The following is a 25,507-nucleotide window of genomic DNA, read 5'->3' on the forward strand; positions in this document are numbered from 1 at the left end:
TCAGGCGTCGCGCCCCCGGCCGTCGTCCTGGCGGACCGGGGCCCACGACGGGAGCGAGTCGACGACGTCCGCGCCGCCGCCGCCGGGCTGCGCGGTCGGCGGCCCGCCGGGGACACCGGTCACCAGACCGTCCGGCACCGGGATCACCGGAGGCTGCGCCGGCGCCTGGTTCACGGGCGCGAAGGGCCCCGGCTGGGCGGCGTCCTGCGCGGCCACGCCCGGCCGGGCGGCCTGCAGGCCGGGAGCGGCCGCGGGGACCGTCAGGTCCGGCCGCTGGTCGGCGAACGGGTTCGGGAGCTGGTCAGCGCGGGGAGACGTCACCGGGGCGAACGACGGCGCCATCACGGGCGCGGCCGGGTGGCTCAGCGGCTCCGCCATGACGTCCTGGTGGGCCGTCTCGCGGACCGCCATCGGCACCGGCGGGGCCTGCGGCAGCGACACCGGGGAGACCGCCGGCGAGACCACCGGCGGAGCAGCCTGCGGGACCACCGTCGCGGCCGGCGGAGCGGGGACGAACGCCTCCTGCGGTGCCGGGACCGAGCCACCCGCGGGGTAGCCCTGCGCCGCCCGCGTGGGCAGACCGGAGGGCGCGAGGCCGGTGTCCGCAGCACCCTGCGGGTTGACCGGGACCGAGCCGGGGACCGCGGGGGCGACAGGGCCGCTGGTGTGGATCTGGGGATGAGCCGGAGAACCGGTCACGAACGCCTGCGGGAGGCTGACCGAGCCGCTGGAGTAGCCCTGCGGGTGCCCGCCCGGCTCGACCACCGGCGGCATCGGCGCAGCGGCCTGCTGGGGGGCCTGCGGCTGCTGGGAGTGCTGCTGCTGGGCCTGCTGGAGGGCCTGCGGCTGTATCTGCGCGGGCGGGGGCGTCGCGGGCGCGACGGTGCTCGCTGCCGCCTCGGGTGCGGACGCGCTGGCGCCTACGCCGTCGGGTGCTCCGGGCTCCGGGTCGGACAGCCAGTCCAGGGCGAGCCAGCGGATGCCGGACCGGTCCGGCGCCGTCGCGGCCAGCGCGGCGACGGGGCCACCGCCCAGTCCAGGGAGCACCGCGTCCGGCTCCACCTGGGACCAGGGCTCCAGCACGAAGGCACGCTCGTGCGCCCTGGGGTGCGGAAGCTCCAGGTCGTCCGCCGTGGCGGTCATGGTGCCGTACACGATGAGGTCGATGTCGAGCGTGCGCGGTCCCCACCGCTCGTCGCGGACGCGGCCGTGCGCGGCCTCGACCGCCTGGCACGCCCGGAGCAGGTCCCGGGCCGACAAGGTGGTCCGGGCCAGCAGCACCGTGTTGAGGAAGTCCGGCTGGTCCGGCCCGCCCACCGCGGCCGTGCGCGCGAGCGGCGACACGTCGGTGACCTCCAGCCCCGGCACCCGGTCCAGGTCGGTGACCGCGGCACGCAGCGTCGCCTGCGGGTCGCCCAGGTTGGCACCCAGAGCGAGCACCACGTCGACCCAGCCCGAGGGCACCTCGTCCATACGGTCGTGCGAAGGCTCGTCGTGCCCGACGTCGGCGCTCGTCACGGGCGAGCCCGTCACCTCCGCCGGGGTGGGCTCCGCGGCCTGCTCCCACGTGGGGGTCTGGACGCTCGCCCAGTACTCCTCGGCCGACGGCTCGTCGCCCTGTCGCGGGTGCTCGTCGCGGGGCTCCTGGCGGAGCTCGTCGCGCTGCGCGGGCTGTTCGGCGTACTGCTGAGGCTCGGCGTACTGCTGCTGCCCGTACGACGGCTGCTCGGTGTACGCGGGCGCCTCGTAGGGCGTGGTCGGCTCCGCGTAGGGCTGCTCCGCGTAGGGCTGCTCGGCGTACTGCTCGCCGTAGGCGTCGGCGGGAGCGGCCTCCGCCGGGGCGGCCTGGTCGGTGACGCCCTGCGGCTCTGACTGCGCGCCCTGCTCGGAGGCCAGGGGCGGCGCCGCGACCACCGGGACCCGGTTGCGGTCCCGGCGGATGGAGACCTCGACGTCGCTGAACGCGACGGGGATGGGGGCGTGCGGCTTGTGCACCGTCACGTCCACGGCGTGGACCTGCGGGCGGACGAGCACAACGGCCGCGATCCGCTCCGCGACCGTCTCGATGAGGTCGGCCGGGTCGCCGGACAGCACCGCGTGCACGTCCTCCGCGACGTCGGCGTAGCTGATGGTGTCGTCGAGGCGGTCTCCTGCCGCCGCCGCGCGCGTGTCGACGTGGAGCACCACGTCCGCGCGAAACTCCTGCCCCGTGGCACGCTCCGACGGGAGGACCCCGTGGTTGCCACGGGCGCTGACCCCCGTGAGCCGGATCTGGTCGAGCGGCAGCCCGTCCGGTGCTGGGACGCTGGCGCCAAAGGCCGTGGTCACCGTGGTCTCCCCCCGTCGTCGTTGATTGCCTTCGCATCCTGCCAGGTCGGCGCAAGCCCTTCCGAGCCCGTGACGTCCGATGTGTCCTTGCCCACAGGTGAACCCGCCTCCTGGGCTGCCGTCCACGCCGCCGCGACGCGGACCGCGTCCGCGCTCGCGCGGACGGTGTGGACGCGCACGCACCATGCTCCGGCGGCCGCCGAGAGCGCTGACACGGCCGCCGTGGCGTCGTCCCGGGCGCGCGGCGGGGCGGGGTCGCCCGAGGCGCCGGCGAGCAGGTGCCCCAGGAAGCGCTTGCGCGACGCCCCCACGAGCACAGGCCGGCCCAGAGCGTGCAGGGCGTCGAGGTGCGCGAGCAGGGGCCAGTTGAGGGACCCGGCCTTCGAGAAGCCGAGTCCGGGGTCGAGCACCACCTGGTCCTCGCGCACGCCCGCCGCCAGCAGGGTGTCGAGGCGAGCGGAGAGCTCGTCGCGGACGTCGGCCACGACGTCGTCGTACACCTCGAGCTGGTCCATCACGTCGGCATGACCACGCCAGTGCATCGCCACATACGCCACGCCCGTCTCCGCGACGACCCGTGCCATGCCCGGGTCGGCCAGGCCGCCGGAGACGTCGTTCACGAGTCGGGCGCCCGCCTCGACGGCCTGCTCCGCCACCCGGGCGCGCGTAGTGTCCACGCTCACGACGGCACCGCGCTCCGCGAGGCGCCGGATCACCGGCAGGACCCTCGCGAGCTCCTGCTCGACCGGCACGCGGGCGGAGCCCGGCCGGGTCGACTCCCCGCCCACGTCCAGCAGGTCTGCGCCTTCGCCGAGCAGCTCGAGGCCGTGCGACACCGCCGCGTCGGGCTCGAACCACTCGCCGCCGTCGGAGAACGAGTCGGGGGTCACGTTGACCACCCCCATCACGAGCGTGCGGCCCGTCGCCGACAGCTCGGGGAGGCCGGCGACCGCCGCGTCCCGGGCGCCGCCGGGTCGCGCCGCCGAGGCCTCGCTCATGGCGAAGGTCACCGCCCGAGGATGAGGCTCATCGCCTCGGCGCGGGTCGCCACGTCCCGCATGACGCCGCGGACCGCCGACGTCACGGTCCGCGACCCGGGCTTGCGGACGCCACGCATGGACATGCACAGGTGCTCGCACTCGACCACCACCAGCACCCCGCGCGGCTCCAGGATCTCCACGAGCGAGTCGGCGATCTGGGTGGTCATCCGCTCCTGTACCTGCGGCCGCCGCGCGTACACCTCGACGAGGCGCGCAAGCTTGGACAGGCCCGTGATCCTGCCGTCCTCGTTGGGGATGTACCCCACGTGCGCCACGCCGTGGAACGGCACCAGGTGGTGCTCGCAGGTGGAGTACACCTCGATGTCCTTGACCAGCACCATCTCCTCGTGGCCGAGGTCGAAGGTGGTGGTCAGCACGTCACCCGCCTCCTGGCGGATCCCCGCGAAGATCTCCTCGTAGGCGCGGGCCACGCGAGCGGGCGTCTCCCGCAGGCCCTCGCGCTCGGGGTCCTCGCCGACCGCGAGGAGCAGCTCGCGGACGGCAGCCTCGACGCGGGCGGCGTCGTACGGCGGCACCTCGGCCGCGGGCCGCCCGGCCGCGGACACCGGCGAGATCGTGTCGCGAGACGTCATCCGTCGACCGTCCCGCCCGGCCCCTCGACGGCGCCCGGCGTCACGTCCCGCCCGGGGACGTAGGCGGAGTCGACGACCGCCTCGTCCTGCGGGACCTGCGGGGTGCCGTTCGAGGCGGCCTTCTCGGCGGGCGTCAGCACCGGCCCGCGCGTGTGGACCGTGCGCTGCTCGCTCGACAGCCACACGTCACGGGCGGGACGCTTCTCGACCGACGCGAACACCTCGGCCAGCTCGGCCTGGTTGAGCGTCTCCTTCTCGAGGAGGCGCAGCACCAGCTCGTCGAGCACCTCGCGGTACTGGCTGAGCACCTCCCACGCCTCGTCGTGCGCCGCCTCGATGAGCGCGCGGACCTCGTGGTCCACCGCACCCGCCACGGCCTCGGAGTAGTCGCGCTGGTGACCCATGTCGCGGCCGAGGAACGGCTCGCCGGCGCTGGTGCCCAGCTTGATCGCGCCGATGCGCTCGCTCATGCCGTACTCGGTGACCATCTTGCGAGCGATGGCCGACGCCTTCTCGATGTCGTTGCTGGCGCCGGTCGTGGGGTCGTGGAACACGATCTCCTCGGCCACGCGCCCGCCCATCGCGTACGCGAGCTGGTCGAGCAGCTCGTTGCGCGTGGTGGAGTACTTGTCCTCCATCGGCATCACCATCGTGTAACCGAGGGCGCGGCCGCGCGGGAGGATCGTCACCTTGGTGACCGGGTCGGTGTACCGCATCGCCGCGGCGACCAGGGCGTGACCACCCTCGTGGTACGCCGTGATCTTCTGCTCCTTGACGTTCATCACCCGCGTGCGCTTCTGCGGGCCTGCGACCACGCGGTCGATGGCCTCGTCGAGGGCGCGGTCGTCGATGAGCTGGGCACCGCTGCGGGCGGTGAGGAGCGCGGCCTCGTTGAGGACGTTCGCCAGGTCGGCGCCCGTGAAGCCGGGCGTGCGGCGGGCCACGGCGCCGAGGTCGACAGTCGGGACCATCGGCTTGCCCTGGGCGTGGACCCGCAGGATCGCCTCACGGCCCTTGAGGTCGGGGGCCTCCACCGCCACCTGACGGTCGAAGCGGCCCGGCCGGAGCAGCGCCGGGTCGAGAATGTCGGGCCGGTTGGTCGCGGCGATGAGGATGACGTTGGTCTTGACGTCGAACCCGTCCATCTCGACGAGCAGCTGGTTCAGCGTCTGCTCGCGCTCGTCGTGCCCGCCGCCCATTCCGGCGCCGCGGTGACGGCCCACCGCGTCGATCTCGTCGACGAAGATGATCGCCGGAGAGTTCTGCTTGGCCTGCTCGAACAGGTCGCGGACGCGGCTCGCGCCGACGCCCACGAACATCTCGACGAAGTCGGAACCGGAGATCGAGTAGAAGGGCACACCCGCCTCGCCGGCCACCGCCCGCGCGATGAGCGTCTTGCCCGTCCCGGGCGGGCCGTAGAGCAGCACGCCCTTGGGGATCTTGGCGCCGACGGCCTGGAACTTGGCCGGCTCGGCCAGGAACTCCTTGATCTCCTGGAGCTCCTCGACCGCCTCGTCGGCGCCCGCGACGTCGGAGAACGTCACCTGCGGCATGTCCTTGGAGATCAGCTTGGCCCGTGACTTGCCGAAGCCCATCACGCGCGACCCGCCGCCCTGCATGCGGGAGAACAGGAACCAGAAGATGAGCCCGATGATGATGAACGGGATCATGATCTGGAGCAGCGACGACAGGAAGCTGGGGCGGGGCACCTCGGAGTTGAAGCCCTCGGCGAGGTCGGCCGACGAGACGGCGTCCACCACGCGCTCGCCCTGCGGCGCCACGTAGTAGAACTCGACCAGCTTGCCGTGCTCCACCTCGCGGGACTCGTCGCCCTCGCCCTCGGTGGTGGTGTACTCCTTCGACAGCTCCAGCTGGACGCGCTGCTCTGTGTCCACGATCAGGGCGCTGGTGACCGTGTCGCCGTCCAGGAGCTCGAGCCCCTCGGACGTGTCGATCCGGGACACCCGTGGGCCCTGCAGGGTGGTGAAGGCCAGGACGATGAGAATCAGCGCGGCCACGACCCAGATCAGGGGCCCGCTGAGGATCTTCTTGATGTTCATCGGCGACGGGGACAACTCCCCGCATCCCTCCGCTCGCGCAACGTCTGTCCGTCGAAACTACACGCTGAGCCTGTGAGGAAGCCTGCCGTTGCGCTCAGCGCGTAGTCGACGGCGGGCCAGGTACCCTCCCGGCGGTGCTCAGCCCCCGTACACGTGCGGAGCGAGCGTCGCCACAAAGGGGAGATTACGGTACTTCTCGGCATAGTCGAGGCCGTATCCCACGACGAACTCGTTCGGGATCTCGTAACCGACGTACCGCACGTCGACGTCGACCTTCGCGGCGTCCGGCTTCCGCAGCATGGCGGCAACCTCCACGGAGGCCGGTCCGCGCGACCGCAGGTTCGACACGAGCCACGAGAGGGTCAGACCGGAGTCGATGATGTCCTCGACGATCAGGACGTGACGGCCCGTGAGGTCGGAGTCCAGGTCCTTGAGGATGCGGACCACGCCGGAGGACTTGGTCCCGGAGCCGTAGGACGACACCGCCATCCAGTCCATCGTGACCGGGCTGTGGAGGTGGCGGGCCAGGTCGGCCATCACCATGATGGCGCCCTTGAGGACGCCGACCAGGAGCAGGTCCTTGCCCGCATAGTCGGCGTCGATCCGGGAGGCCATCTCGGAGAGCCGCTCTCGCAGCTGCTCCTCGGTGAGAAGGATGTTCGCGAGGTCGTCACCGACGTCGGACTGGTCCACGGGGTCACTCCTGTTGTGTGCGGGCTGGCCTGACGCCGGGCTCGTCAACAGACCCGGGAGATCCGGGCTGCAGGGCTGGGCGCAGGAACAGACTGCCACACGCGCGCCATGCCCGTGCATCGCCCGGCAGGTGAGCGGGACCCTGCCCGCTCCATGAGACGACGAGGGCGTCGAGGGCGTCGACGTGCCGGGCCGTCGTGGTCGCACCCACCCACGCGGCGGCCAGCCGGAGCGCCCGGCGCCGCAGCGCGGCCGGAGCGTCACCGAGGGTCCGGACATCGAGCACGAGAGCCCCGGCGCCGTCGACGGCGGCGGTCACCGCCGCCGACTCGGCCCGGGAGAGGAGCCCCGCCGCGAGCGTGTCCAGGGCGTCGGCGTCCTCCCGCAGCTGGTCCGCGCTGCGAGCGAGCGCCTCGGCCACGCCCGGGCCGAGCACGTCCTCGAGGGCCGGCAGCGCAACTCCCCGCACCAGGGTGCGCGCGGGCACGCCGCGCTCCCCCGCCCAGCCCGGCGGGACCAGGTTGGTGGGGTCGTGCCAGGGCTCGAGCCCCAGCGCCGCGCACACCGCCTCGGTCTGGGTGCGCCGCAGGCCGAGGAACGGCCGCCGGTAGATCCCCCGCTCGCCCGGCATGCCGGCCAGCGAGCGCGCCCCCGACCCGCGAGCCAGGCCGAGGAGCACCTGCTCCGCCTGGTCGTCGAGCGTGTGGCCGAGGAGCACGGTCCGCGCGCCGGTCTCCGCGACGACGGCCTCCAGCGCGTCGTAGCGTGCGCGGCGAGCCGCGGCCTCGGGGCCGTCGGGCGTCTCGCCCACCTCCACCCGGCGGACGACGACCGGGTCGAGCCCCAGCTCGCGGCACTGCCGGGCAGCGTCCTGCGCCACCCGGGCCGACCCTGCCTGGAGGCCGTGGTCCACCACGACCGCCCCGGCCCGGACGGCATGCCCCCGCGACCTCACGGACCGGCCCACCCGCCGCGCCTCGTGGGCCGTGGCCGCGGCGAGCGCGAGGCTGTCGGCGCCACCGGAGCACGCCACGAGGACGAGCGCGTCCGGCGGGAACCCGGCCAGCACGGACCGGACCGCGGACCGCGCGGCCGCCACCGCCGGGTCGACCCGGGCCACGGACTCAGCCGTGGACCCGGCGCACCCACGCGCGCGGGTCGTGGATCTCCCGGGCGGTGGGCAGGTGCGCCGCGTCGGTCCACACGGCGTTCAGCCCGTCCCGGCCCACCCGGCGCTCGACCGCACGCACGAACTTGGCGCCGTCGCGATACTGCGCCAGCTTGGCGTCCATGCCCAGGACCCGTCGCAGCACGACGTCGGCCCCCGGCCTCCCCTCACCGTCACGCCGCCGCTCGAACCGGGCACGGATCTGCCGGACGGACGGCACCACGGAGGGGCCGACGGCGTCCATCATCACGTCGGCGTGACCCTCGAGGAGGGCCATGACGGCGGTGATGTCCTCCAGCTGTTCCTTCTGGCCCGGCGTGAGGAAGCTCTCGGCCAGCGAGCCGCCCTCGCCGCGCAGCACGTGGAGCACCGCCCGGCCGGCCATCGCGATCTTGCGGTCGAGGCGCGCCCGGGCGAGCTCGGCCGACGTCTCGGTGAGCCCGGTGACGAGCGTCCGCGTGCGGGCGGCCAGGTGGCCGGCCAGCCAGGGCGCGGCGGCGAACTGGAGCGCGTGCGTCTGCTCGTGCAGGCAGACCCACAGCCGGAAGTCCCGCACGGGCGCGTCCAGCGCCTGCTCCGCCTGGAGGACGTTCGGCGCCACGAGCAGCAGCCGGCCCGGTCCGGCCGCGGGACCCTGCCCGGCAGGGCTGTACGGGTCGAACTGGCCGAGCACGCGTCCGCTGAGCAGCGCGAGCACCGCCCCCACCTCGGCGGCGCCCGCGAGCTGCCCCGCGGCGCTCGTGGGCGGCGCCTTGACGGCGCCGGCGACCACGTCGCCGAGCCCGTCGGTCATCGCCGCCATGACCTGCGTGTTCGCCCGTGCCCAGGAGGCCCGGTCGACGACGACCACCCGGCCGAGGGCCGGGGTGCTCGGGACCATGCTCGTGACGTCGAGGACGTGCTCGACGGCGTCACCGGCGGCGGTGCGCAGCCCGTCGACGAGCGCGTCCAGGTCGGCCCGGGGCGCCTGCGGCCCCGGGGGTGCGAGCCGGGCGGCGATCTGCGCGGCCGCGGACCAGTCGACGACGCCGTTTCCGGCGGAGGGTGACGTCACCGCCCCACCGTAACCAACCAGCACGGGCTGCCGGCAGCGTTCAGCCGGGGGCGTAGCAGGGAACCGGCCCGCTCAGTCCGCGGTGTACGCGGCGAGGCTCGCCACGAACCCGTCGACGGCGGCCCAGGCGTCCGGCGGGGCCCCTGTGTAGGAGTCGGCCAGGACGACGAAGACGAGCTGCCGGGCGTCGCTCGTGACGACGGTGCCAGAGAGGGCCGTCACCCCGGGCAGGCTGCCGGTCTTGGCGCGCACGGTGCCCAGCCCGGGCTCGGCGACGTCCTGGCTGAAGCGTGCCGCGAGCGTGCCGCTCAGGCCCGCCACCGGCATGCCGACCGCGACCTCCCGCAGCGCGGGGCGATCGGGGTCAATCGTCAGCCGCACCACGTTCGCCAGCTGGGCGGGCGTGAGACGCGAGTTGTCGCCCAGCCCGGAGAGGTCGGCGAGCCGGGCGCCCGCGAGGTCGACACCGAGGTCGTTCTGCACGACGCCGGTGACGGCCTGCGTGGCTCCGTCCGCGGTGCCCGGCAGGTCCCGCTCCACGGCGACGAGGCGGCCGACCACCTCGGTGATCGTGTTGTCGGAGGTGTGCAAGAAGAACTCGACGACCTCACCCACCGGTGCTGAGCTCACGCGGCCGAGCTCCCGGGCGCTCGACGGCGCCTTCTCCTTCAGGACGCTGCCCGAGACCGTCACCCCGCGCTCCGCCAGCCGCTCCGCGAACGCCTGGGCCGCGGCCATGGCGGGGTCGGACGCGCGGGGGCCGCTGTCGTCGTAGGTGTCCTTCAGCAGGCCCACGTTCACGCCGAGGGCCGAGACGTTCGAGATGTGGCCCGCCGCGACGTTCGCCGGGTTGACCGTGGCAGCGACCGGCGGTCCTGAAAAGAGCGTGTCGTCGACGGCCAGCCGTACCTCGGTGCGCCCGGTCAGGGCCAGGTGGGCGACGACCTGGTCCGCGAGCTCGGCCAGGCCTGCGCGGCCGTTTACGGCGGCAGGGTCGCCGGTCCCGGCCGAGAGCATCATGTCGCCGGCACCGACGAGGAAGAGCGCGTCGTCGGTGAGCACGGCCCTCGTGTCGAGCGTGCGCTCCGCCAGCCCCGGCAGGGAGAGCGCGGCCGCAGCGGTGAGGACCTTCTGGGTGGAGGCCGGGATCATGAGCTGGTCCGGCGCGGCCGAACCCAGGACGTCACCGGTCATGCCGTCCATCACGACGACGCCGACGCGCGAGCCGAGCCGGGTGTCCGCGGCGACGCCGGACACCAGCGCCTGGATCTCGGCGGCGTCCGGGACAGGAGCGTCAGCGGACAGGGTCTGCACCGACTGGGCGAGCTCCGGGCCTTCGACGGCGCCTGGCGCAGTGGGGAACGGACCAGGCTCCGGCCACGGCGCCTGGGTCGTGAGCATGCCGGGGACCACGTCCATCGCGTCCGCCGTCAGGTATCCACCCAGCAGCGCACTGACCACCAGGACGGTGGCGCCGGAGCGCAACCCCCACGCCATGGGCTTCCTCTCGATCGTCATGCGACGGCCATACCCGATTCTAGTGCAGGCAATGTCCCGTGGTGTACCCCCAGAACCGTGATCAGCGGCTCCGACGCACAGTGCGTTTTATCACTTTATCGGTCGCGCGACGGCCCGCCGTCCGCGCTCCGGCTTTCTGTTCGCATGGCAGACTGTTCCCGCGCAGTGCAGCCAAAAATGGAGGATGTTCAGTGGAGTTCGACGTCACGATCGAGATCCCGAAGGGTCAGCGGAACAAGTACGAGGTGGACCACGAGACAGGTCGCATCCGGCTGGACCGCATGCTCTTCACCTCCACGCGCTACCCGGACGACTACGGGTTCATCGAGGGCACCCTCGGCGAGGACGGTGACCCCCTGGACGCGCTGGTCCTCCTGGAGGAGCCCACGTTCCCCGGCTGCCTGATCCGGTGCCGCGCGCTCGGCATGTTCCGCATGCGCGACGAGGCGGGCGGCGACGACAAGGTGCTGTGCGTCCCCACCGGTGACCAGCGCGCCGCCTGGCGCCAGGACATCGACGACGTCTCGGACTTCCACCGCCTGGAGATCCAGCACTTCTTCGAGGTCTACAAGGACCTGGAGCCCGGCAAGTCGGTGGAGGGCGCCCACTGGGTCGGCCGCACCGAGGCCGAGGCCGAGATCGAGCGCTCCATCCAGCGCGCCATCGACACGGGCTACAACACCAAGCACTGAGCTGTCCGACGGCGGCCTCGGTCATCTCCCGCACGGGAGGTGACCGAGGCCGCCGCCGTGTGCGCCCCGGGCGCCGACCGGGGTCAGAAGGGCGGTTCGCCGGGGTCGGGGCGGGTCTCCGGGTTGCGGCTGCCGACGGTGTCGCGCCCGAGGTGGGCGTTGTCGTGGGCGCGCAGGGTGGGTGGTGTGCGGCGGCTCGTGGCGGGACGGGCGTGCTGGGTGGGTGGTCGGGTGTAGGCGTGGCCGGTGGGTGCGGTCCAGACGGTGATCCCTGTGCTCTGGTCGCGGTGGGTGGTCCAGCCGTGGTGGGTCTTGGCGTTGTGGTGGCGCCGGCACAGTGCCTGCAGATTCTCCGCCCGGGTCTGCCCGGGGGTGCCCGGGGGCAGGGTGGCGGGGTTGCGGCTGTGGTCGAAGGTGGTGATGTGGTCGAGGTCGGCCGCGGTTGCGGGGCGGTCGCACTGGGGGAACTGGCAGGTGCGGTCGCGTTCGGTCACGGCGGCGCGCAGCACGGTGCCTGGGGTGTAGGTGTGGGTGGAGTGGTCGGTCAGGATCCCGGTGAGGGGGTCGGTGACCAGCCGTTGCCAGGTCCCGTCGGTGGCGAGGCGGGCGGTGGTCTCGGCGTCCAGGGGCCCGAACCCGGCCAGGTGCCCGGGTTCGTCGTCCCGCCCGAGCAGGGTCGAGGCCGCGACCGTGACCCGTACCGAGGCCCGCACGGGGAGCACGGTGACCTTCGTGGTGTCGCACAGGCAGCCCCCGCACACGCACCCGCCCGAGGCTGAGGCGCCCGCCGAGGTGCCGGTCGGAGCGGCGTCGGGCGCGGGCACGGTCGTCCGCGGCACGTCCGGGGGTGTGGGTGTCGTGGGTGCACAGGTCGGGGCGGGCGGGGCGACCAGGCGGCCGGTCAGGATCGCGACCAGGGCATCGGCACGGGCGTGGTCCAGGGTGCGGTCGCCGTGCCCGGCGCGTTTGAGGGCGCGTCCGGCGCTGTCCAGGACCTCCCACACGGCCACCGCGTCGGTCGCGGGCAGGCGGGCGGTGAGCCAGGCGGTGGTCGAGCCCTGGACGGGGTCGAGGAACACCGCCCGCCGGTCCGTCTCGGCCCGGGTAACCTCGGCCGGGGTCTGGTGGCGGTGGGCGTGGGTGCGCATCGCGTCCCGTACCCAGGTACGCGAGCGGGTGCCGGCCTGGGGCAGGACGTCCGCGATGGCCTCGGCGCGCTGCTCGACGGTCAGGCTGGTCCCGGCGGTCAGGAGCAGGTCGGTCTTGACCACGTCGACGACCCCCGCCGTCAGGGCCGCGGCGACGGCAGGGTGGCGGGCCAGGCCCTGCCCCCGGGCCATGACCTTGTCGGCCTCGAAGGTGGGCACCCCGAGCCGGGCGCCGAGCTCGACCGCGGCGTGGGACCTCTCGGCCGACCAGCCCCGTCGCCGCCCGAGCTCGCCCGCGACCGCGGCCTGCCTCGTGGTGGCCCAGCCGATCAGCCGCGCCCACCCCGCCGCAGCGTCCAGCAGCACCGCGTCGCCCAGATCCGCCAGGTCCGCGTCGTCCAGAAGGGCCAGGTCCGACGGGACGCCGTCGGGCACCCACGTGGTGGAAAGCACCACCGTGCCCACCCCCTCGACGACTCGAACAGGCCGCCCACGCGGCCCCGCCGAGCCCCCTGCCCGACCCTCAAAGCCTATCGAACAGGCGTTCCTTTCGCGCGCTGACCTGCGAAGATGTGGACAACCCCGCCGTCCACAGGACGTCGCGTCAGCCTCCAACCCGCACGGACCCGTCGACCCGGCACCCGGGAGGCCCGGCCTCTACCTCACGGCCGCAGGAGCGCCTTCGTCGCCCGGCGCTCGTCCATCGCCGCGTACGCCTCGGCGACCTCGGACAGCGGGAGCTCGAGGTCGAAGACCTTGCCCGGGTCGATCGCGCCGGACAGCACGTCGGGCAGCAGCTCCTCGATGTACGAACGCGCCGGAGCCATACCGCCTCCGACGGTGAGGTTCTTGCGGAAGATCTGGCTGATCGGCAGCTCCGCCCCGCCGTTCGGCACGCCCACGAACCCGACCGACCCGCCGCCGCGCACCACACCGAGCGCCTGCTGCATCGACACGTCGGTGCCGACGCACTCCAGCGCGCAGTCGGCGAGCCCGCCGAGGACCTCGCGCACCGCGGCGATCCCCGCCTCTCCGCGCTCCGCGACGACGTCGGTCGCGCCGAGCTCCCGCGCGAGCGCGGTGCGGTCCGCGTGCCGGCTCATGATGACGATGCGCGACGCGCCCAGGCGCTTGGCCGCGACGACGGCGCACAGCCCCACGGCGCCGTCGCCCACCACCACGACGGTGGAGCCTTGGCCGACGCGCGCCGACACAGCGGCGTGGTGTCCGGTGGACATCACGTCGGCGAGGGTCAGGAGCGACGGGATCAGCCCGCGCGCCTCCGCCTCGTCGACGTCGAGCGGGACCGGCACGAGCGTCGACTGCGCGAACGGGATACGGACCCGCGCGCTCTGGGCGCCCTCGACGGGCAGCCCGTCGCGGTCCTGCCCGCCGTAGAAGGTCACGCGGTCGCAGGCCGACGGGAACCCCGCGCGGCACGACTGGCACTCGCCGCAGCCGAACGAGAAGGGGACGACGACGAGGTCGCCCACCTTCGCGCTCGTCACGTCGCCGCCGAGCGCCTCGACCACGCCGACCAGCTCGTGGCCGATGCCGTGCGGCTCCTTGGTGGGGGTCACGCCGCGGTACGGCCACAGGTCGGAGCCGCACACGCAGGCGGCGACGACCCGCACGACGGCGTCGTTCGAGGTGAGGACGGAGGGTTCGGGGAGTTCGTCGGCGCGCACGTCGCGCGGGCCGTGGATGACTGTTCCGAGCATGACCTCACGCTACCTGCCGGGCGGCGCCCATCACCCGAAGCGGCCCTCCACGTACGCCGCCGTCCGCTCGTCCTGCGGGGAGCCGAACATCGTCGCGGTGTCGCCGTGCTCCACGATCACGCCGGGCGTACCCTGCGACGCCAGGAAGAACGCGCACTGCTGCGACACCCGGGCCGCCTGCTGCATGTTGTGGGTGACGATGACGATGGTGAGCTCGTGCTGCAGCACGCCGATCGTCTCCTCCACCACGCGGGTGGACGTGGGGTCCAGGGCTGAGCACGGCTCGTCCATGAGGAGCACCCGCGGTCGCACCGCCAGGGAGCGCGCGATGCAGAGCCGCTGCTGCTGGCCGCCCGAGAGGCTGCCGCCCGGCTGCCCCAGCCGGTCCCGGACCTCGTTCCAGAGCCCGGCGCGGATCAGCGAGTCCTCGACCAGGTCCGACTTCTCCGCGGCCGTGGCACGCGTGCCCGTCAGCTTGAGCCCCGCCAGCACGTTGTCGCGGATCGACATGGCCGGGAACGGGTTGGGCTTCTGGAAGACCATCCCGATCTCGCGTCGCGCCTGCGTGAGCCGGCGCCGCGCGTCGTAGACGTCGTGCCCGTCGAGGAGCACCTCGCCGCCCATCGAGGCCCCCGGCACCAGCTCGTGCATACGGTTGAGGATCCGCAGGAACGTCGACTTGCCGCAGCCCGACGGCCCGATGAGCGCCGTGACCTGGCCCGCGGGCATCGTGAGCGCGACGCGGTCGAGCACCTGCCGCTCGCCGAACCAGGCCGAGACGTTGCGCGCGTCGAGGGTCGCGAGGTCGGTGGGCCTGATCGACGGCGGCGCGCCGGCCGCCGGGGCCGAGCCCGGGACCACCGCGTAGGGGTTCGGCATCGACGGCGGCAGCACCACCGGCTCGATCACCTCGGTGGGCGGGCCGTCGTCCCGCACGGCGGGCTCCACGACGGGCGCGGGCTTCACGACGGGTGCCGGCTCCACGACCGGCGCCGGCTCCACGACGGGCTCAGGCGCCTGGGCCGGGTCCGCGGTGACGAGCTCCGCGGGCTTCTCGACGGTCTCCGACTTCTCGGCGGTCATGTGTTCCTCCTCGCGTCGGCCGGCTCCCCGGCCAGGAGCCTGCGCACGGCGCCCGCGGCGACGCCCAGGAGCGTGAGGCCGGCGAGCACGCCCACGGCGAGCTGGGGCGGGGTGAACCCCTCGTCGCCGCGCCAGGCAAGGTTGGGTCGTGCCCAGGAGGGCACGGGGGACGGTGATTCCGCCGGTGATTCCGCCGGGGCCGCGGAGGCCGCGGGCGCGGGGGCCGACGTCGGGTCCGGGCCTCCTCCGCCCGTCCCGGGGGCCGACGGCGTGCTCCCCGGCGCCGGGCTCGTGGGTCCCTGCGGGATCGTGACCTGCGCCGACCCGCCCGACCCCTCGTCGGCCCGTGCCGGCTGCGCACCCCCGAGCGGGGCCGCGAGCAGTCCCGCCGCCAGCACCACGAGCGCCACCGCGGGCAGCACGGCGGGCGCCACAGCAGGCACCGCCGACCGCGCGCGCCGCCGCACGACGACCGCGACCACCACGCCGGCCATCAGGACCCCGGCGAGGCCGAGCCAGAGCACCCAGGTGAGGTCGCCGTCGCGCCGCCCGACGTCGTCGAGCGTGACCGGGTCGGTCCGCCGCCAGGTGAGGTCCTCCGGGCCTGTGCCGGTGATCGTCAGGTCGGTGGCCCAGTACCCGACGTCCACGCCCTCGTAGTCGGCGCAGACCACCAGGAGCTGGAAGTTCGACGCGCCGCCGGTGCGCGTCACGTGCTCGGCGATCTCGTACCGGGTCAGCGCGTCCGTGTCCGACGTGTTGTACGGGCGGCCCCCGCCGTCGACGGTGGGCGGGATCGCGGGCGGCGCGACCGGTACCTCGACCCACTGGTCGGCCTCGACGCCCGCGACCGGCACCCGCACGACCGTGCGGATCGCGGACTCCTCGACCGGGCAGGCAGCGTCGACGGCGACCGTCCGCCACGGGATGGGTCCGTTGCCGCCGCCGTCGACGAGGTCCGCCGCCGTCGCCGTCTCCAGGCTCACGTCGGCCGAGAAGAGGAAGATGTTCCCCTCGAGCTCCGGCCCGTGCTCCACGGCGGCCGCGGGAGCGGCCGGCCCGAGGGCCAGGGCGGCCCCGGCGACGACCACGGCGAGCGGGGCGAGCGTTCTGGTGCGCACTGTGTCCTCCGGCCGGCTGCTGGTCGGGCTCAGGCTGCCGACGCCGCGTGAACGGCGGACGGCGCCTCGGTGTCCGAGGGACGGCCGCCATCCGGCCGCGGACGCCGCCCCGCGCGCCACCGCCGGTACAGGACGACCCCCACGACCGCGCCGGCCACGAGGAGGACCCCCAGCACGAGCCACGGCATCGCCCAGACGCCGGACCCGGCCCGGACCGTCCCGATGCCCGGGTCCTCGCCGATCGTGGGCGCCACCGCCACCGCCGACACCTCGACGCCGTTCCACACCGAGGCCCAGACGCCGTCGACGACCACCTCACGCGCCACCTCGCCGCCCGGGAGCAGGTCGTCGACCTTCTGCTCCTCGACGGTGCGGCCCAGCAGGCCGAGCGGGCCCGCGACCGTCACCGCCGGCTCGACGCCGAGCGTCACGTTGCCCGCGTTGCGCAGCACGTACCGGACGGTGACGCTGCCGCGGCCCAGCACGCCGTCGGGCAGCCAGGACGCCTCCACACGCTCCACGACCAGCCCGGCCGAGACCTCCCCGGCGACCCGGATGTACAGGCGCGCGGCGACGCGCTGGTCCAGCTCGATCTGCGGGGCGTTCGCCCCGCCCTGGCCGAGGGTCCGCAGCGACGCGACGACGGCGCCCACGTGGTCGCCGGGCTTGGCGTCGGCGGGGACGCTGATCGAGAACGGCACGATCTGGTAGCCGACGCCGGTCTCGGGCGTCTGGGGTGCCACGTCCACGCGCTCCCGCCCCACGGCGATCCACGCGCCGGCGTCGGTGTCCGCCTCGCCGGCGGTGCGGACCGTGAGCCCGCTGCCCTCGGCCATGATCACGTCGCCGCCGTACACGTCCAGGCCGATCGGCTGGTCGTCCTGGTTGAGGACCGCCACGTGGTCGTGGACCACGGTGCCCGGCGCCACGCTGTACGCGAGGTAGGGGCGCTGGTCGGGCAGCTCGGGACCGGCCGGGGACATGCCGAAGGAGACGAGGTCCTGGTCGTCAGCCGCGGTCGCCGCCGTCGTCGGGCCGAGAGCTACGAGGGCGAGGATCGCGACAAGAGCGAGGGAACGGCGGGACACGGTGGCTCCTTGGTGCTTCGAGGTGGTGCGTCGAGGGACGGGATCGGGGAGGCGGGGCCGGGGGCCCCGCCTCCCCTCACTCAGGTGCCGCTCTGCGAGGTGCTCAGAGGGCGGTGAAGGTGACCGTGGCGCGGTACTCGCCCGGCGCGACCGAGGTGGGGACCTGGTCGATGCCGAACACGCCGTCGATCTGCGCGGTGCCGACGGACTGGCCCGCCGGGTACTGCGCGAACACGCGGGCCGCGCCGAGGCCCGGCTGCGCCGGGGCCACGTCCGTGAGGACCACGTTCGACGCCTGGAGGGCGTTGTTCGCGACCTGGACGGCCGTGAGGCCGGTCAGGCCGGCGTACGAGGCCGGGAAGCTGCTGCCGCTCGCCGAGACGAAGTCGGTGGCGAGCACCGACGCCGTGAAGCCGAGGTTGCCGGCGCGGGTGTCGGTGATGACGATGTCCTCGAACGCGGCCGAGGCCGAGTACGTGGAGTCGGCCGGGTCGAGCACGGCGGTGCCGAGCTGGAGGGGGTTCGCCTCCGAGTACGGCGTGGTGACCGTGATCGCACCGGCCGGGATCGACACGACGACGTCGCCGGACACGGCGGCGCCCTGCTGCTCGAAGGTCGCCGCGACGACGTTCGAGGTGGAGTCGACGTACGGGTCCGAACCGTCGAAGGTGCAGCCAAGCTGGTGCTCGCCCGCGCCGAGCGCGTTCGTGGTGTAGACGGCGGGAGCGCCGGCGACGACCGGGACCGACGCGAGGGTGCGGGCGCCGTTCGTGAAGACCGCCGTGCCGTTCGGCGTGCCCGTGGCAGCCGTGACGGTGCAGGTCAGGGTGACCGCCTGGTAGGCGGCGCCCGACGTCGCGGAGACCGCGAGCGCCGACGTGGTGGCCCGGGGGGCGACCGCGGCGACGGTGACGGGGACACCCGCGGAGGTCGACGGGTCGAAGCCGCCGCCACCGAGGAAGCGGGCGGTCACGTCGTACGTGCCGACCGGGAGCGAGCCCGTGGTGAGGCTGGCGGTGCCGCCGGCCACAGCGGCGGTGCCGAGCGACTGGGCGCCGGCGAAGAACTCCACGTTGCCCGTGGCGGCGGCCGGGGCGACCGTCGCGGTGAGGGTGACGACCTCGCCGGCCTCGACCGAGGCGTCGGAGACGGCGACCGTGGTGGTGGAGGGGGTGGCGGGGAGCGTGGGGGCACTGGTACGGGACCACTGGAACGTCGCGGCGGTGGAGCCCGTGAACGTCAGGTCGTCGGAGAAGTAGCCGAGCGGGTTGCCGTCCCAGTCGTTGCAGGCGACGACGATCTTGAAGTTCGTCGCGCCGGCCGGGTTCGCCTCGAGGAAGAGCTGCGGGTCGGTCTTGAGCAGCGTGTCCACGGAGCCGGCGATGTAGATGCGGCCCTGGGGGTCCGACGTGATGTCGGCCGCCATGACCTCGACCTCGGGCCACTGCGACTCGGGGACGCCGGTACGCGGGGTACGGATGATGACCTGCGCGAGGAACTCCGGCTGACCGCAGGTGCCGTCGACGGCGATCGCCGCCCAGCTGTTCACGCGGGCGTCACCGGCGTTGACCAGGTTGGCAGACGTGGCGGCACCGAGGTGGACGGGCTGGTTGAGGAAGTAGATCTCGCCGTCGAGCAGCGGACCGCGCTCCCCGGCCGTGGCGGGGGCGGCCGTGGCCACGAGGCCTGCGGTCGCCATCGCGGCACCGGCGAGCACTGCGCCGGCCTTCTTGAGGATGCTCATCGAACGCTCCGTTCAGGAAAGGGTGAGGTTGGTGGTGGCGGACTGCGTCGGGACGCCGCAGACACCGCCGGACGCCTGGCCGGCGAGCTGCTTGAAGCCGGCGGCCTCGATGAAGCGGCGGCCCGAGCTCGAGCAGAAGTACCCGGCGGGGCCGAAGATCGAGCCGGCGAACGACTTGCTCAGGTCGGCGCCGCGGACGACGTTGTAGACGGCGCGGTCGGCGACGTAGCCGCCGGCGAGCGAGATGGTGGCGGTCTCGAAGGTGGCGCGAGCGCTGGAGAACGGCCCGATGGCGTTCGGGTTGTCCTTGATGAGTGCCGGGTCGTGCTCCTGCATCTGCTGGACGCTGGGTGCCAGGGTGACGTCGACGCCGCCGTTCATGCGCTTGAGCTCGGAGGTGAAGAAGCTCCGGGTACCCGACCCGCTCTGCGGGATCAGGGGGACGATCGTCGCGGTCGAGGTGCCGCCGACCTGGTTCCAGGTGGTGTACGTGCCCTTGTAGATGCCGAGGATCTGCTCCTCGGAGAGCGTGGCGGGCGCGTTCGTGGCGACCGACTTGGAGACCGCCATCTGGAGGCTGTCCTTGGCGAAGGGGAAGGCCCAGAGACCCGCGTTGACCTCGGCGGTGCTGAGCGCGCTGGAGGACCGCGCGAAGTTCACGGCGGTGTTGTTGGACGCGCCGTAGAGGAGCACCTTGCCGGCGCTCGAGCCGTTCGGGCGGGCGATGGCCGGCGTGCCGACCTTGAGGACGATCGCGTCGCCCAGGGCGCCGGTGACCGGGTGGGTCGCGTTGAACGACACGAGCCGTGCGTCGGCGCCGCCGTTGTAGCCGGGGTACAGGACAGGGCCCACGCGGGTGCCGTCGGCCACGAGGTTCGTCACGACCTCGGTCGTGTCGGAGCCGACGCCGACGATGTCCTTCGTCGAGGGCGTGAAGTCCGCCGAGGCGGACGTCGCGCTCGCCACGAGCGCGACGCTCGTGAGCAGAGCCGTGACCGTCAGGGCCACGTTCCGTCGCTTCATTTCTGATCCTTCCTGAGGGATGGAGGGAGACCGTCGCCGGTCCTCGACGAACCTCGCGGTGCCCGGCGAACTCCGCCGGGATGTCCGGTGAACGGGGGACGACCCGGCAGCGACCCGGGGACGGCGGGCCGTCAGGTGAGGTTCGGCAGCAGCCGGACGGCGAGCTCCCCGGAGAGCCAGGCGAACAGCACCAGGACGGGCGAGCCGAGCAGCCAGACCACGCGGTGCTGCGCCCGGCGGGCAGCCGCGTACATCCCGACGACGGCGAGCAGGAGGCCTGCCAGCGTCACGGCGAGCAGGGGCACGCCCGAGTCGTCCACACCCATCGGCTTCTCGGCGTCGGGGACCTTGCCCGGCCGTCCCTTCTCCGGGATCGCGGGCTGCGCCTGGAGGGAGGCGTCGACGTACACCGTGCCGGTCGGGTCGAGCGCCCCGAGGGCGCCCCTGCCCTCGGCGGTGACGAGGACGAGCCGGCCGCGCCCCTTCTCGACCGGGGCGGGGAGCGGGTCTCCCTCCCGCCGCACCCGTTCGACGCGGTACACCCACTCGCCCTGCGCGGTCGTGACACGGATGCCGTCGCCCGTCCCGAGCTGCGCGATCTCGCGGAACGGCGCGCCGTACCCCGCGTTCCGCCCCAGGATCACCGCGGTCCCGCCCTGACCGGGCAGGGTGCTCGTACGGAGGTGGCCGGGCCCGGCGAGCAGGTCGCCCGACGACGTGCCCTCGACGACCACCTGGGACAGGCCGAGCACGGGGATCTCGAGGAGGGCCACCGGCGTCCCGGGCTCGATGTCACCGCCGAGGGGTGCGGTCTGCGCGGCGAGGTCGAGCCGGAGCCGGTCGTGGAGGTTGTCCTGGGCGGTCGCGAAGGCGACCGCGCCGAGCACGTAGAACTGGAGCAGCGACCAGCAGCAGAGCGCGGCGACGACCGTCAGCAGCGCCGACGCCACCGACGAGGCGGGCGGGATCCTCCGGGCCGTCATTCCGGCACCCGCTTCGAGCCGACGAGGCGCACGAGCGGCGCGGCGAAGGCTGCGGAGAGCAGGAGCCCCACGGTGGCGGGGACGATCCGGCCGGCGACGTCGCCGGGTGCCTGGGCCGCCGTCGCGCCCGGCGATCCGGGCCCCTCCGCCTGGGGGTCGCCGAGGGGGCCGGGGAGACCGCTCAGGTCGGGCGGTGCGGAGGCGCTCGGGGCGGGCGCCGGAGCACCGGCCCGGGGCGCGGAGACCGGCGCGGCAGCCGGCCCCGTACCCGACGCGAGCGGCGGCAGCGGTTCGCCGCCGGAGGGCGCAGGTGGCGGCAGCCCCGGCGAGGAGGGCTGCGCGGGCGGCGACGGCTGACCGAAGAGCTCCGCGAGCAGCCGGAGCAGCGCCTCCAGCCAGCTCAGGAACCCGTCGATGTCCGGCTGCACCTCCACCACCTCGGCCACCTCCTGGGCGGCCACGAAGAGAGGCGCGGTGGCGCCCTCGCTCCGGATGGGGAGGTAGCCCGGAGGGAGGAGCCCGTTGCCGATCCCGGTCTGCTGGCCTTCCGTGGTCGCGACGCGGATGAACTCCGCGACGTCGCCCGCCGTCTCCAGGTCCATACCGGTCATGAAGGTCGCCGCGTGGACGATCATCGTGCCGGGATACGCGGCCGGGTCGGTGGCGAGGGCGGCCTGGGGGATCGTGAAGGCCGCGCCCTGGTGCTCCTGGCGTGCGTGGGTGACGCTCGCCGCGAGCGCCGCCTCCGTGGGCGCGGCAAAGGTGGGCCGGGCGCTCGGGCCGCCCGTGCGCAGCTCGGCGACGTCGAGGCCGTACCGCAGCGCGTCCGGGAGGGCGACGACGGCGAGCATGAACCTGCTCCCGTACCCCTGACGGTCGGTGCGTCCGAGCTTGCAGACCGGCTTGCCGTCGACCACCACGCCCAGGTCCTGGTCGTGCTTGGCGAGGACGGTCGGCCAGGCGTTGAGGAGGTGCTCGGCGGTCAGCCGCAGGCTGGAGACCGGGGCGTTCACGCGGTTGAACCAGGGTGTCGGGTAGGTGTTGTCGCACGTGTCGCCGCTGGGGCGCACCCAGCTGTCGAGCAACGGCCAGCTGTCGCGCGGCACCGTGATCCCCTGGTACTCCCGGTTGACGCGCATGCCGTGCTCGTCGGGCTCGCCCGCCAGGAAGCGCCGCGCCTCGTCGTCGGCGGCGACGTAGTCGGTGAGCGCGCGCACCGTGTCGGCCGGGACGTTCAGCGACAGCAGGGTCGCGAGCTCCAGCCGTTCCGTCGCGGGCAGCCCGGGGTTGAGGGCCGTGAACTCCGGGTCCCGGTTCACGGACAGCGGGTTGCCCGCGAGGTCGGGCCGTTCCCCGGGCGGGACCGGCGCACCCGGGTAGGAGCTGGTCATCAGCTTGGCCAGGAGCCGCGGGGTGAGCCGCAAGGTCTTCGCCTCCGTGCCGTCCGCCCGGTCGACGACGAACGCGACGGCGAACCCGGTCACCGCGACCGGTGCGTAGACGACCGGGTGGTCCTCGGCGCCCTCGCCCGGGTCGGTCATGAACGCGGCGGCCGCCTGACCGTTGAGCAACGTCGTGTACGCGGTGTCCTCGGGCATCCGGTTGTGCCGGAACTTGAACCGGTCCTGGTCGGTGCAGTAGGCGGGCGCCCACTGGAGGCTCGCCTCGCCGATCAGCTCCGACCCGTAGAACTCCACCGGCTTCCGGGTGTCGAGGACGTCGCACGTCGTGGGCGGGGGCGCGATCTCGACCGGGACCGTGAAGCGGTTGCGCCAGTTCGACTCCGACCACCAGAACCGCGGGGAGACGGCCGGGTCCACGCCCACGTTGCGGAGGTTGATCGAACCCGGCTCGTGGATGCCGTCGCCGCGGCACGCCCGGTCGGCGTCGACACAGCTGATGCCCATGATCGGGATGACCACGATGGCGCAGTCCACCTCGGCCGAGCAGCCCAGCGACGCGTTCTCGGCGTCGCTACGGATCTCGAAGTCGATGTCGCCCGTGCCGTCGGTGCGCGTGAAGGCGGCGACGTCGTTCGGGGGCAGTGCACCGCCGAGGGCCATCTCGGGCGCCTGCGAGTCCACGTTGCACGCCTGGTACACCTCGCCGTCGGCGCCCACGAAGGGAGTCAGGCTCTGGGCCACGAACGGGTTGGAGGGGTTGCAGTGCTCGGGCCAGCCCGGCTGTGAGCCCTGGTCGGCCCGGCCTGCGGCGTCCTCGCGCAGGTCGTGCATCCACACGGCGTCCGAGGGCGCCATGCCGGCCCAGCGCTGCGTGTAGTTCGTGGTCCAGCACGTCTGGGGCGTCAGGCGGCGGTCGGCGGGCACGCGCGGGTCGTCGATCCCCCGGCACTGGAGGATCACGACCGGGTACTCCTGGTTGAGCCCGTCGATGGAGTAGGGGCTCGCGGTGCGGGCCGCGCTCGGGCGGGCGCCCGACCAGGACACGCGGACCGTCTCGCGCCCGCGCAGGTGCGTGGTCCGGTCCACGGCGACCGTGACCTTGCGCGTGTCGACCGGGACGATCCTCCCGTCCGCCTCCTGGTGCTCCCGCACCAGCGTCCGGGTCTGCTGGTAGCCGTCGTCCCCGGCGGCTGTCGCGGGCGGTGCCGTCATGACGGCACCGCCCCAGACGAGCGTCGCGAGGATCACGAGGACCGCTGCGGCCGAGCCTGCGCGGAGCCGGGCGAGACGGCGCCCGACCGGACGCGAGGCACGGGACGCGGTCACAGCCCGGCCTCCTGCCGGTTGCGCAGGGCCAGCAGTCCGGGTGCGAGCGCGATCGCGAGGAGCTCGAGGACCACCACGCTGCTGAACACCCACTTGCCCGCCGACTCACGTATCCCCAGGTTGGTGCTCACGGCGCCGCTGGCTGCGACGTCGCCCGAGGCCCCGTCGGTGCCGTCGGAGATCACCTCGCCGGTGATGGGATCGATCTGGGGGGCCGACGACGCCTCCCCCGCCGCGCCGGTGCCGTCGGCTCCTGTCCCCGCCGCACCTCCGGCTGCGGCGGCGCCCCCGGCGGCACTGCCGGGCGCCGCGGCACCGTCCGCCCCTGCACCCGCCGCGCCCGGGGCGCCGCCTGCCGCTCCCCCGGCCCCTCCGCCCGTGCCCCCGCCGGCACCGCCGCCGCCCCCGCCGCCGCCGCCCGGCGGCCGGGTCTGGCCCCCGCCCGCGCACGGGCCCTGGCCCTGCCGGTCGCAGGCGGCGGGCTGAGGCGCGACCTCCGCGAGCCGGTTCCGGCTCAGGTCCGCCCCGTCGAAGGTGGGGTTGTTGCACCTGGTCGCGTCGCGGTTCTGAAGGTCGACCTGCGGATCAGCCGCCTTGAGCTTGGCGAGCTGCTGAAATCCCGCCTGGACGAGGTTCAGCGGCAGCGGCGAGTACCCGTACGGTCCGGCCTTGCCCTGCCCCTCGCACAGCGCGTAGAACATCAGGTCGACGAGCGCCTGGCGCTTGTTCGTCGTCATGCGCGTGTCGTCCGCCCCGGTGGGCAGGATCATGTAGCTGTACGAGGACAGCGGGTAGGCCCGCGGGTCGTCGAAGCTGTACACGTCGTCCAGGACCTGCGTCAGGTACATCGGCGACGAGGTGTCCTCGTTGATCCGCGCCCGGGTCAGCGCCACGGCCACGTTGTACTGGGTGGGCTCCACGTAGTAGCCGGCAGCGTTGAGCACCTTCACCACCGGGTACTTCTTGTTGATCGGGTAGGAGTACTCGACGTAGCCGATGGCACCGTTGCCCGACGCCGCAGCGATGGTGTTCATGACCTGGTCGGAGCCGGCCGACGCGACCATGCGCGTGCCGCTCTTCTTCGGGTAGTACGACGTGAGACCGGAGCGCCCGAAGTAGGGCCGCCAGATGCCCGGGTGCGCCTTGTCGAGCCAGGTGGTGAACTGTGCCGTCGTACCGGAGCCGTCGGAGCGCACCACCGGGATGATCGGCGTCGCGGGGAACGACCGGCCGTTGTTGTCCGCCTTGATCGCCGGGTCGTCCCAGCTCGTGATCTGGTTCGTGAAGATCTTCGCGATGGTCTCGCCGGAGAGCCGGATGTCGCGGACCAGCTGGCCGCCGGACTCCAGGTGGTACGTGAAGGCCGTGCCGCCCGCGACGATCGGCATGTAGGCGTACGGGCGGCCGTTGGAGTTGTCCGCGTTGCCCTGCTCGTCCGTCCCCTGGTACGGGATCTCCGAAATGGCGAAGTCGTTGGCCTTGTTCGCGAAGTCCTTGCGGCCCGCCGACGAGCCCACGCCGTTGTACGAGACCTTGATGCCGACCGGGTTCACGTCGGCGATCCACTGCTCCAGGATGACCTGGCTCCAGGTGGAGCCGGACCCCTCGATCTGCGCGTAGTCCGCCGCGGCGGGCGCGGCCGCGGGACCGAGCACGATGAGGGCGGCGAGAGACGCCGCACCTGCCGACACCACGGCGGTACGGAGGCGGGAGGGCGACAC

The 25,507-nt window shown here is 73.8% G+C and carries 19 protein-coding genes; 1 reads left to right on the plus strand and 18 read right to left on the minus strand.

The features are described from left to right. The 8 genes from folK to dacB all read right to left on the minus strand — a co-directional run bounded on the left by folK (position 1) and on the right by dacB (position 10,454). The gene (gene folK, locus AC060K_RS15005) at positions 1 to 2,328 is read right to left on the minus strand and encodes a 2-amino-4-hydroxy-6-hydroxymethyldihydropteridine diphosphokinase (protein ID WP_483766205.1); all 2,328 of its coding nucleotides are present in this window, start codon (positions 2,326 to 2,328) and stop codon (positions 1 to 3) included. Then, positions 2,325 to 3,326 (minus strand): dihydropteroate synthase, encoded by a 1,002-nt coding sequence (gene folP / locus AC060K_RS15010; protein ID WP_483766279.1) that lies wholly within the window; start codon positions 3,324 to 3,326, stop codon positions 2,325 to 2,327. The genes folK and folP overlap by 4 nt, the downstream gene beginning before the upstream one ends. Positions 3,327 to 3,334: 8 nt before the next feature. Beyond that, a complete protein-coding gene (gene folE / locus AC060K_RS15015) occupies positions 3,335 to 3,961 on the minus strand; it encodes a GTP cyclohydrolase I FolE (RefSeq protein WP_483766206.1) in 627 nt (208 codons plus the stop codon). Further along, positions 3,958 to 6,021, minus strand: coding sequence for an ATP-dependent zinc metalloprotease FtsH (gene ftsH / locus AC060K_RS15020; protein ID WP_483766207.1), 2,064 nt, complete (start codon positions 6,019 to 6,021; stop codon positions 3,958 to 3,960). Before ftsH ends, folE begins: the two co-directional genes overlap by 4 nt. Positions 6,022 to 6,159: 138 nt before the next feature. After that, positions 6,160 to 6,714, minus strand: a complete 555-nt coding sequence (gene hpt, locus AC060K_RS15025) for a hypoxanthine phosphoribosyltransferase (RefSeq protein WP_483766208.1) — start codon at positions 6,712 to 6,714, stop codon at positions 6,160 to 6,162. 4 nt (positions 6,715 to 6,718) lie between these two features. Further along, the gene (gene tilS / locus AC060K_RS15030; protein ID WP_483766209.1) at positions 6,719 to 7,834 is read right to left on the minus strand and encodes a tRNA lysidine(34) synthetase TilS; all 1,116 of its coding nucleotides are present in this window, start codon (positions 7,832 to 7,834) and stop codon (positions 6,719 to 6,721) included. 4 nt (positions 7,835 to 7,838) lie between these two features. Next, on the minus strand, positions 7,839 to 8,936 hold the full coding sequence (locus AC060K_RS15035) for a zinc-dependent metalloprotease (RefSeq protein ID WP_483766210.1): 1,098 nt from the start codon (positions 8,934 to 8,936) through the stop codon (positions 7,839 to 7,841). A 72-nt stretch (positions 8,937 to 9,008) separates the two neighbouring features. Further along, positions 9,009 to 10,454, minus strand: a complete 1,446-nt coding sequence (gene dacB, locus AC060K_RS15040; protein WP_483766211.1) for a D-alanyl-D-alanine carboxypeptidase/D-alanyl-D-alanine endopeptidase — start codon at positions 10,452 to 10,454, stop codon at positions 9,009 to 9,011. A 191-nt stretch (positions 10,455 to 10,645) separates the two neighbouring features. On the opposite strand from dacB, the gene AC060K_RS15045 reads away from it, so the two are divergent. Beyond that, the gene (locus AC060K_RS15045) at positions 10,646 to 11,146 is read left to right on the plus strand and encodes an inorganic diphosphatase (RefSeq protein ID WP_483766212.1); all 501 of its coding nucleotides are present in this window, start codon (positions 10,646 to 10,648) and stop codon (positions 11,144 to 11,146) included. A gap of 83 nt (positions 11,147 to 11,229) precedes the next feature. Here the strand turns inward: AC060K_RS15045 and AC060K_RS15050 are convergent, their stop codons facing one another. The 10 genes from AC060K_RS15050 to AC060K_RS15095 form a co-directional block, all read right to left on the minus strand. Next, the gene (locus tag AC060K_RS15050; RefSeq protein ID WP_483766213.1) at positions 11,230 to 12,750 is read right to left on the minus strand and encodes an HNH endonuclease signature motif containing protein; all 1,521 of its coding nucleotides are present in this window, start codon (positions 12,748 to 12,750) and stop codon (positions 11,230 to 11,232) included. A 206-nt stretch (positions 12,751 to 12,956) separates the two neighbouring features. Beyond that, complete coding sequence (locus AC060K_RS15055; RefSeq protein WP_483766214.1) at positions 12,957 to 14,015, minus strand: zinc-binding dehydrogenase; 1,059 nt, start codon at positions 14,013 to 14,015, stop codon at positions 12,957 to 12,959. Between the two features lie 30 nt (positions 14,016 to 14,045). Further along, entirely contained in the window at positions 14,046 to 14,834 is a 789-nt protein-coding gene (locus AC060K_RS15060) for a phosphate ABC transporter ATP-binding protein (protein ID WP_483766280.1), read from the minus strand. A gap of 260 nt (positions 14,835 to 15,094) precedes the next feature. Beyond that, positions 15,095 to 16,219 (minus strand): hypothetical protein, encoded by a 1,125-nt coding sequence (locus AC060K_RS15065; protein ID WP_483766215.1) that lies wholly within the window; start codon positions 16,217 to 16,219, stop codon positions 15,095 to 15,097. A gap of 29 nt (positions 16,220 to 16,248) precedes the next feature. Beyond that, positions 16,249 to 17,307, minus strand: a complete 1,059-nt coding sequence (locus AC060K_RS15070) for a hypothetical protein (RefSeq protein ID WP_483766216.1) — start codon at positions 17,305 to 17,307, stop codon at positions 16,249 to 16,251. A 103-nt stretch (positions 17,308 to 17,410) separates the two neighbouring features. Next, entirely contained in the window at positions 17,411 to 19,051 is a 1,641-nt protein-coding gene (locus tag AC060K_RS15075; protein WP_483766217.1) for an Ig-like domain-containing protein, read from the minus strand. 12 nt (positions 19,052 to 19,063) lie between these two features. Then, positions 19,064 to 20,074: a PstS family phosphate ABC transporter substrate-binding protein gene (locus AC060K_RS15080; RefSeq protein ID WP_483766218.1), complete on the minus strand. Its 1,011-nt coding sequence runs from the start codon at positions 20,072 to 20,074 to the stop codon at positions 19,064 to 19,066. Positions 20,075 to 20,205: 131 nt separating this feature from the next. Further along, a complete protein-coding gene (locus tag AC060K_RS15085; RefSeq protein WP_483766219.1) occupies positions 20,206 to 21,057 on the minus strand; it encodes a class E sortase in 852 nt (283 codons plus the stop codon). Continuing rightward, positions 21,054 to 23,786 carry a hypothetical protein gene (locus AC060K_RS15090; RefSeq protein ID WP_483766220.1) on the minus strand — a complete coding sequence of 911 codons (2,733 nt, stop codon included), beginning with the start codon at positions 23,784 to 23,786 and terminating at the stop codon, positions 21,054 to 21,056. The genes AC060K_RS15085 and AC060K_RS15090 overlap by 4 nt, the downstream gene beginning before the upstream one ends. Further along, the gene (locus tag AC060K_RS15095) at positions 23,783 to 25,507 is read right to left on the minus strand and encodes a phosphate ABC transporter substrate-binding protein PstS (protein WP_483766221.1); all 1,725 of its coding nucleotides are present in this window, start codon (positions 25,505 to 25,507) and stop codon (positions 23,783 to 23,785) included. The genes AC060K_RS15090 and AC060K_RS15095 overlap by 4 nt, the downstream gene beginning before the upstream one ends.

Source organism: Antribacter sp. NEAU-D49, from assembly GCF_057158775.1.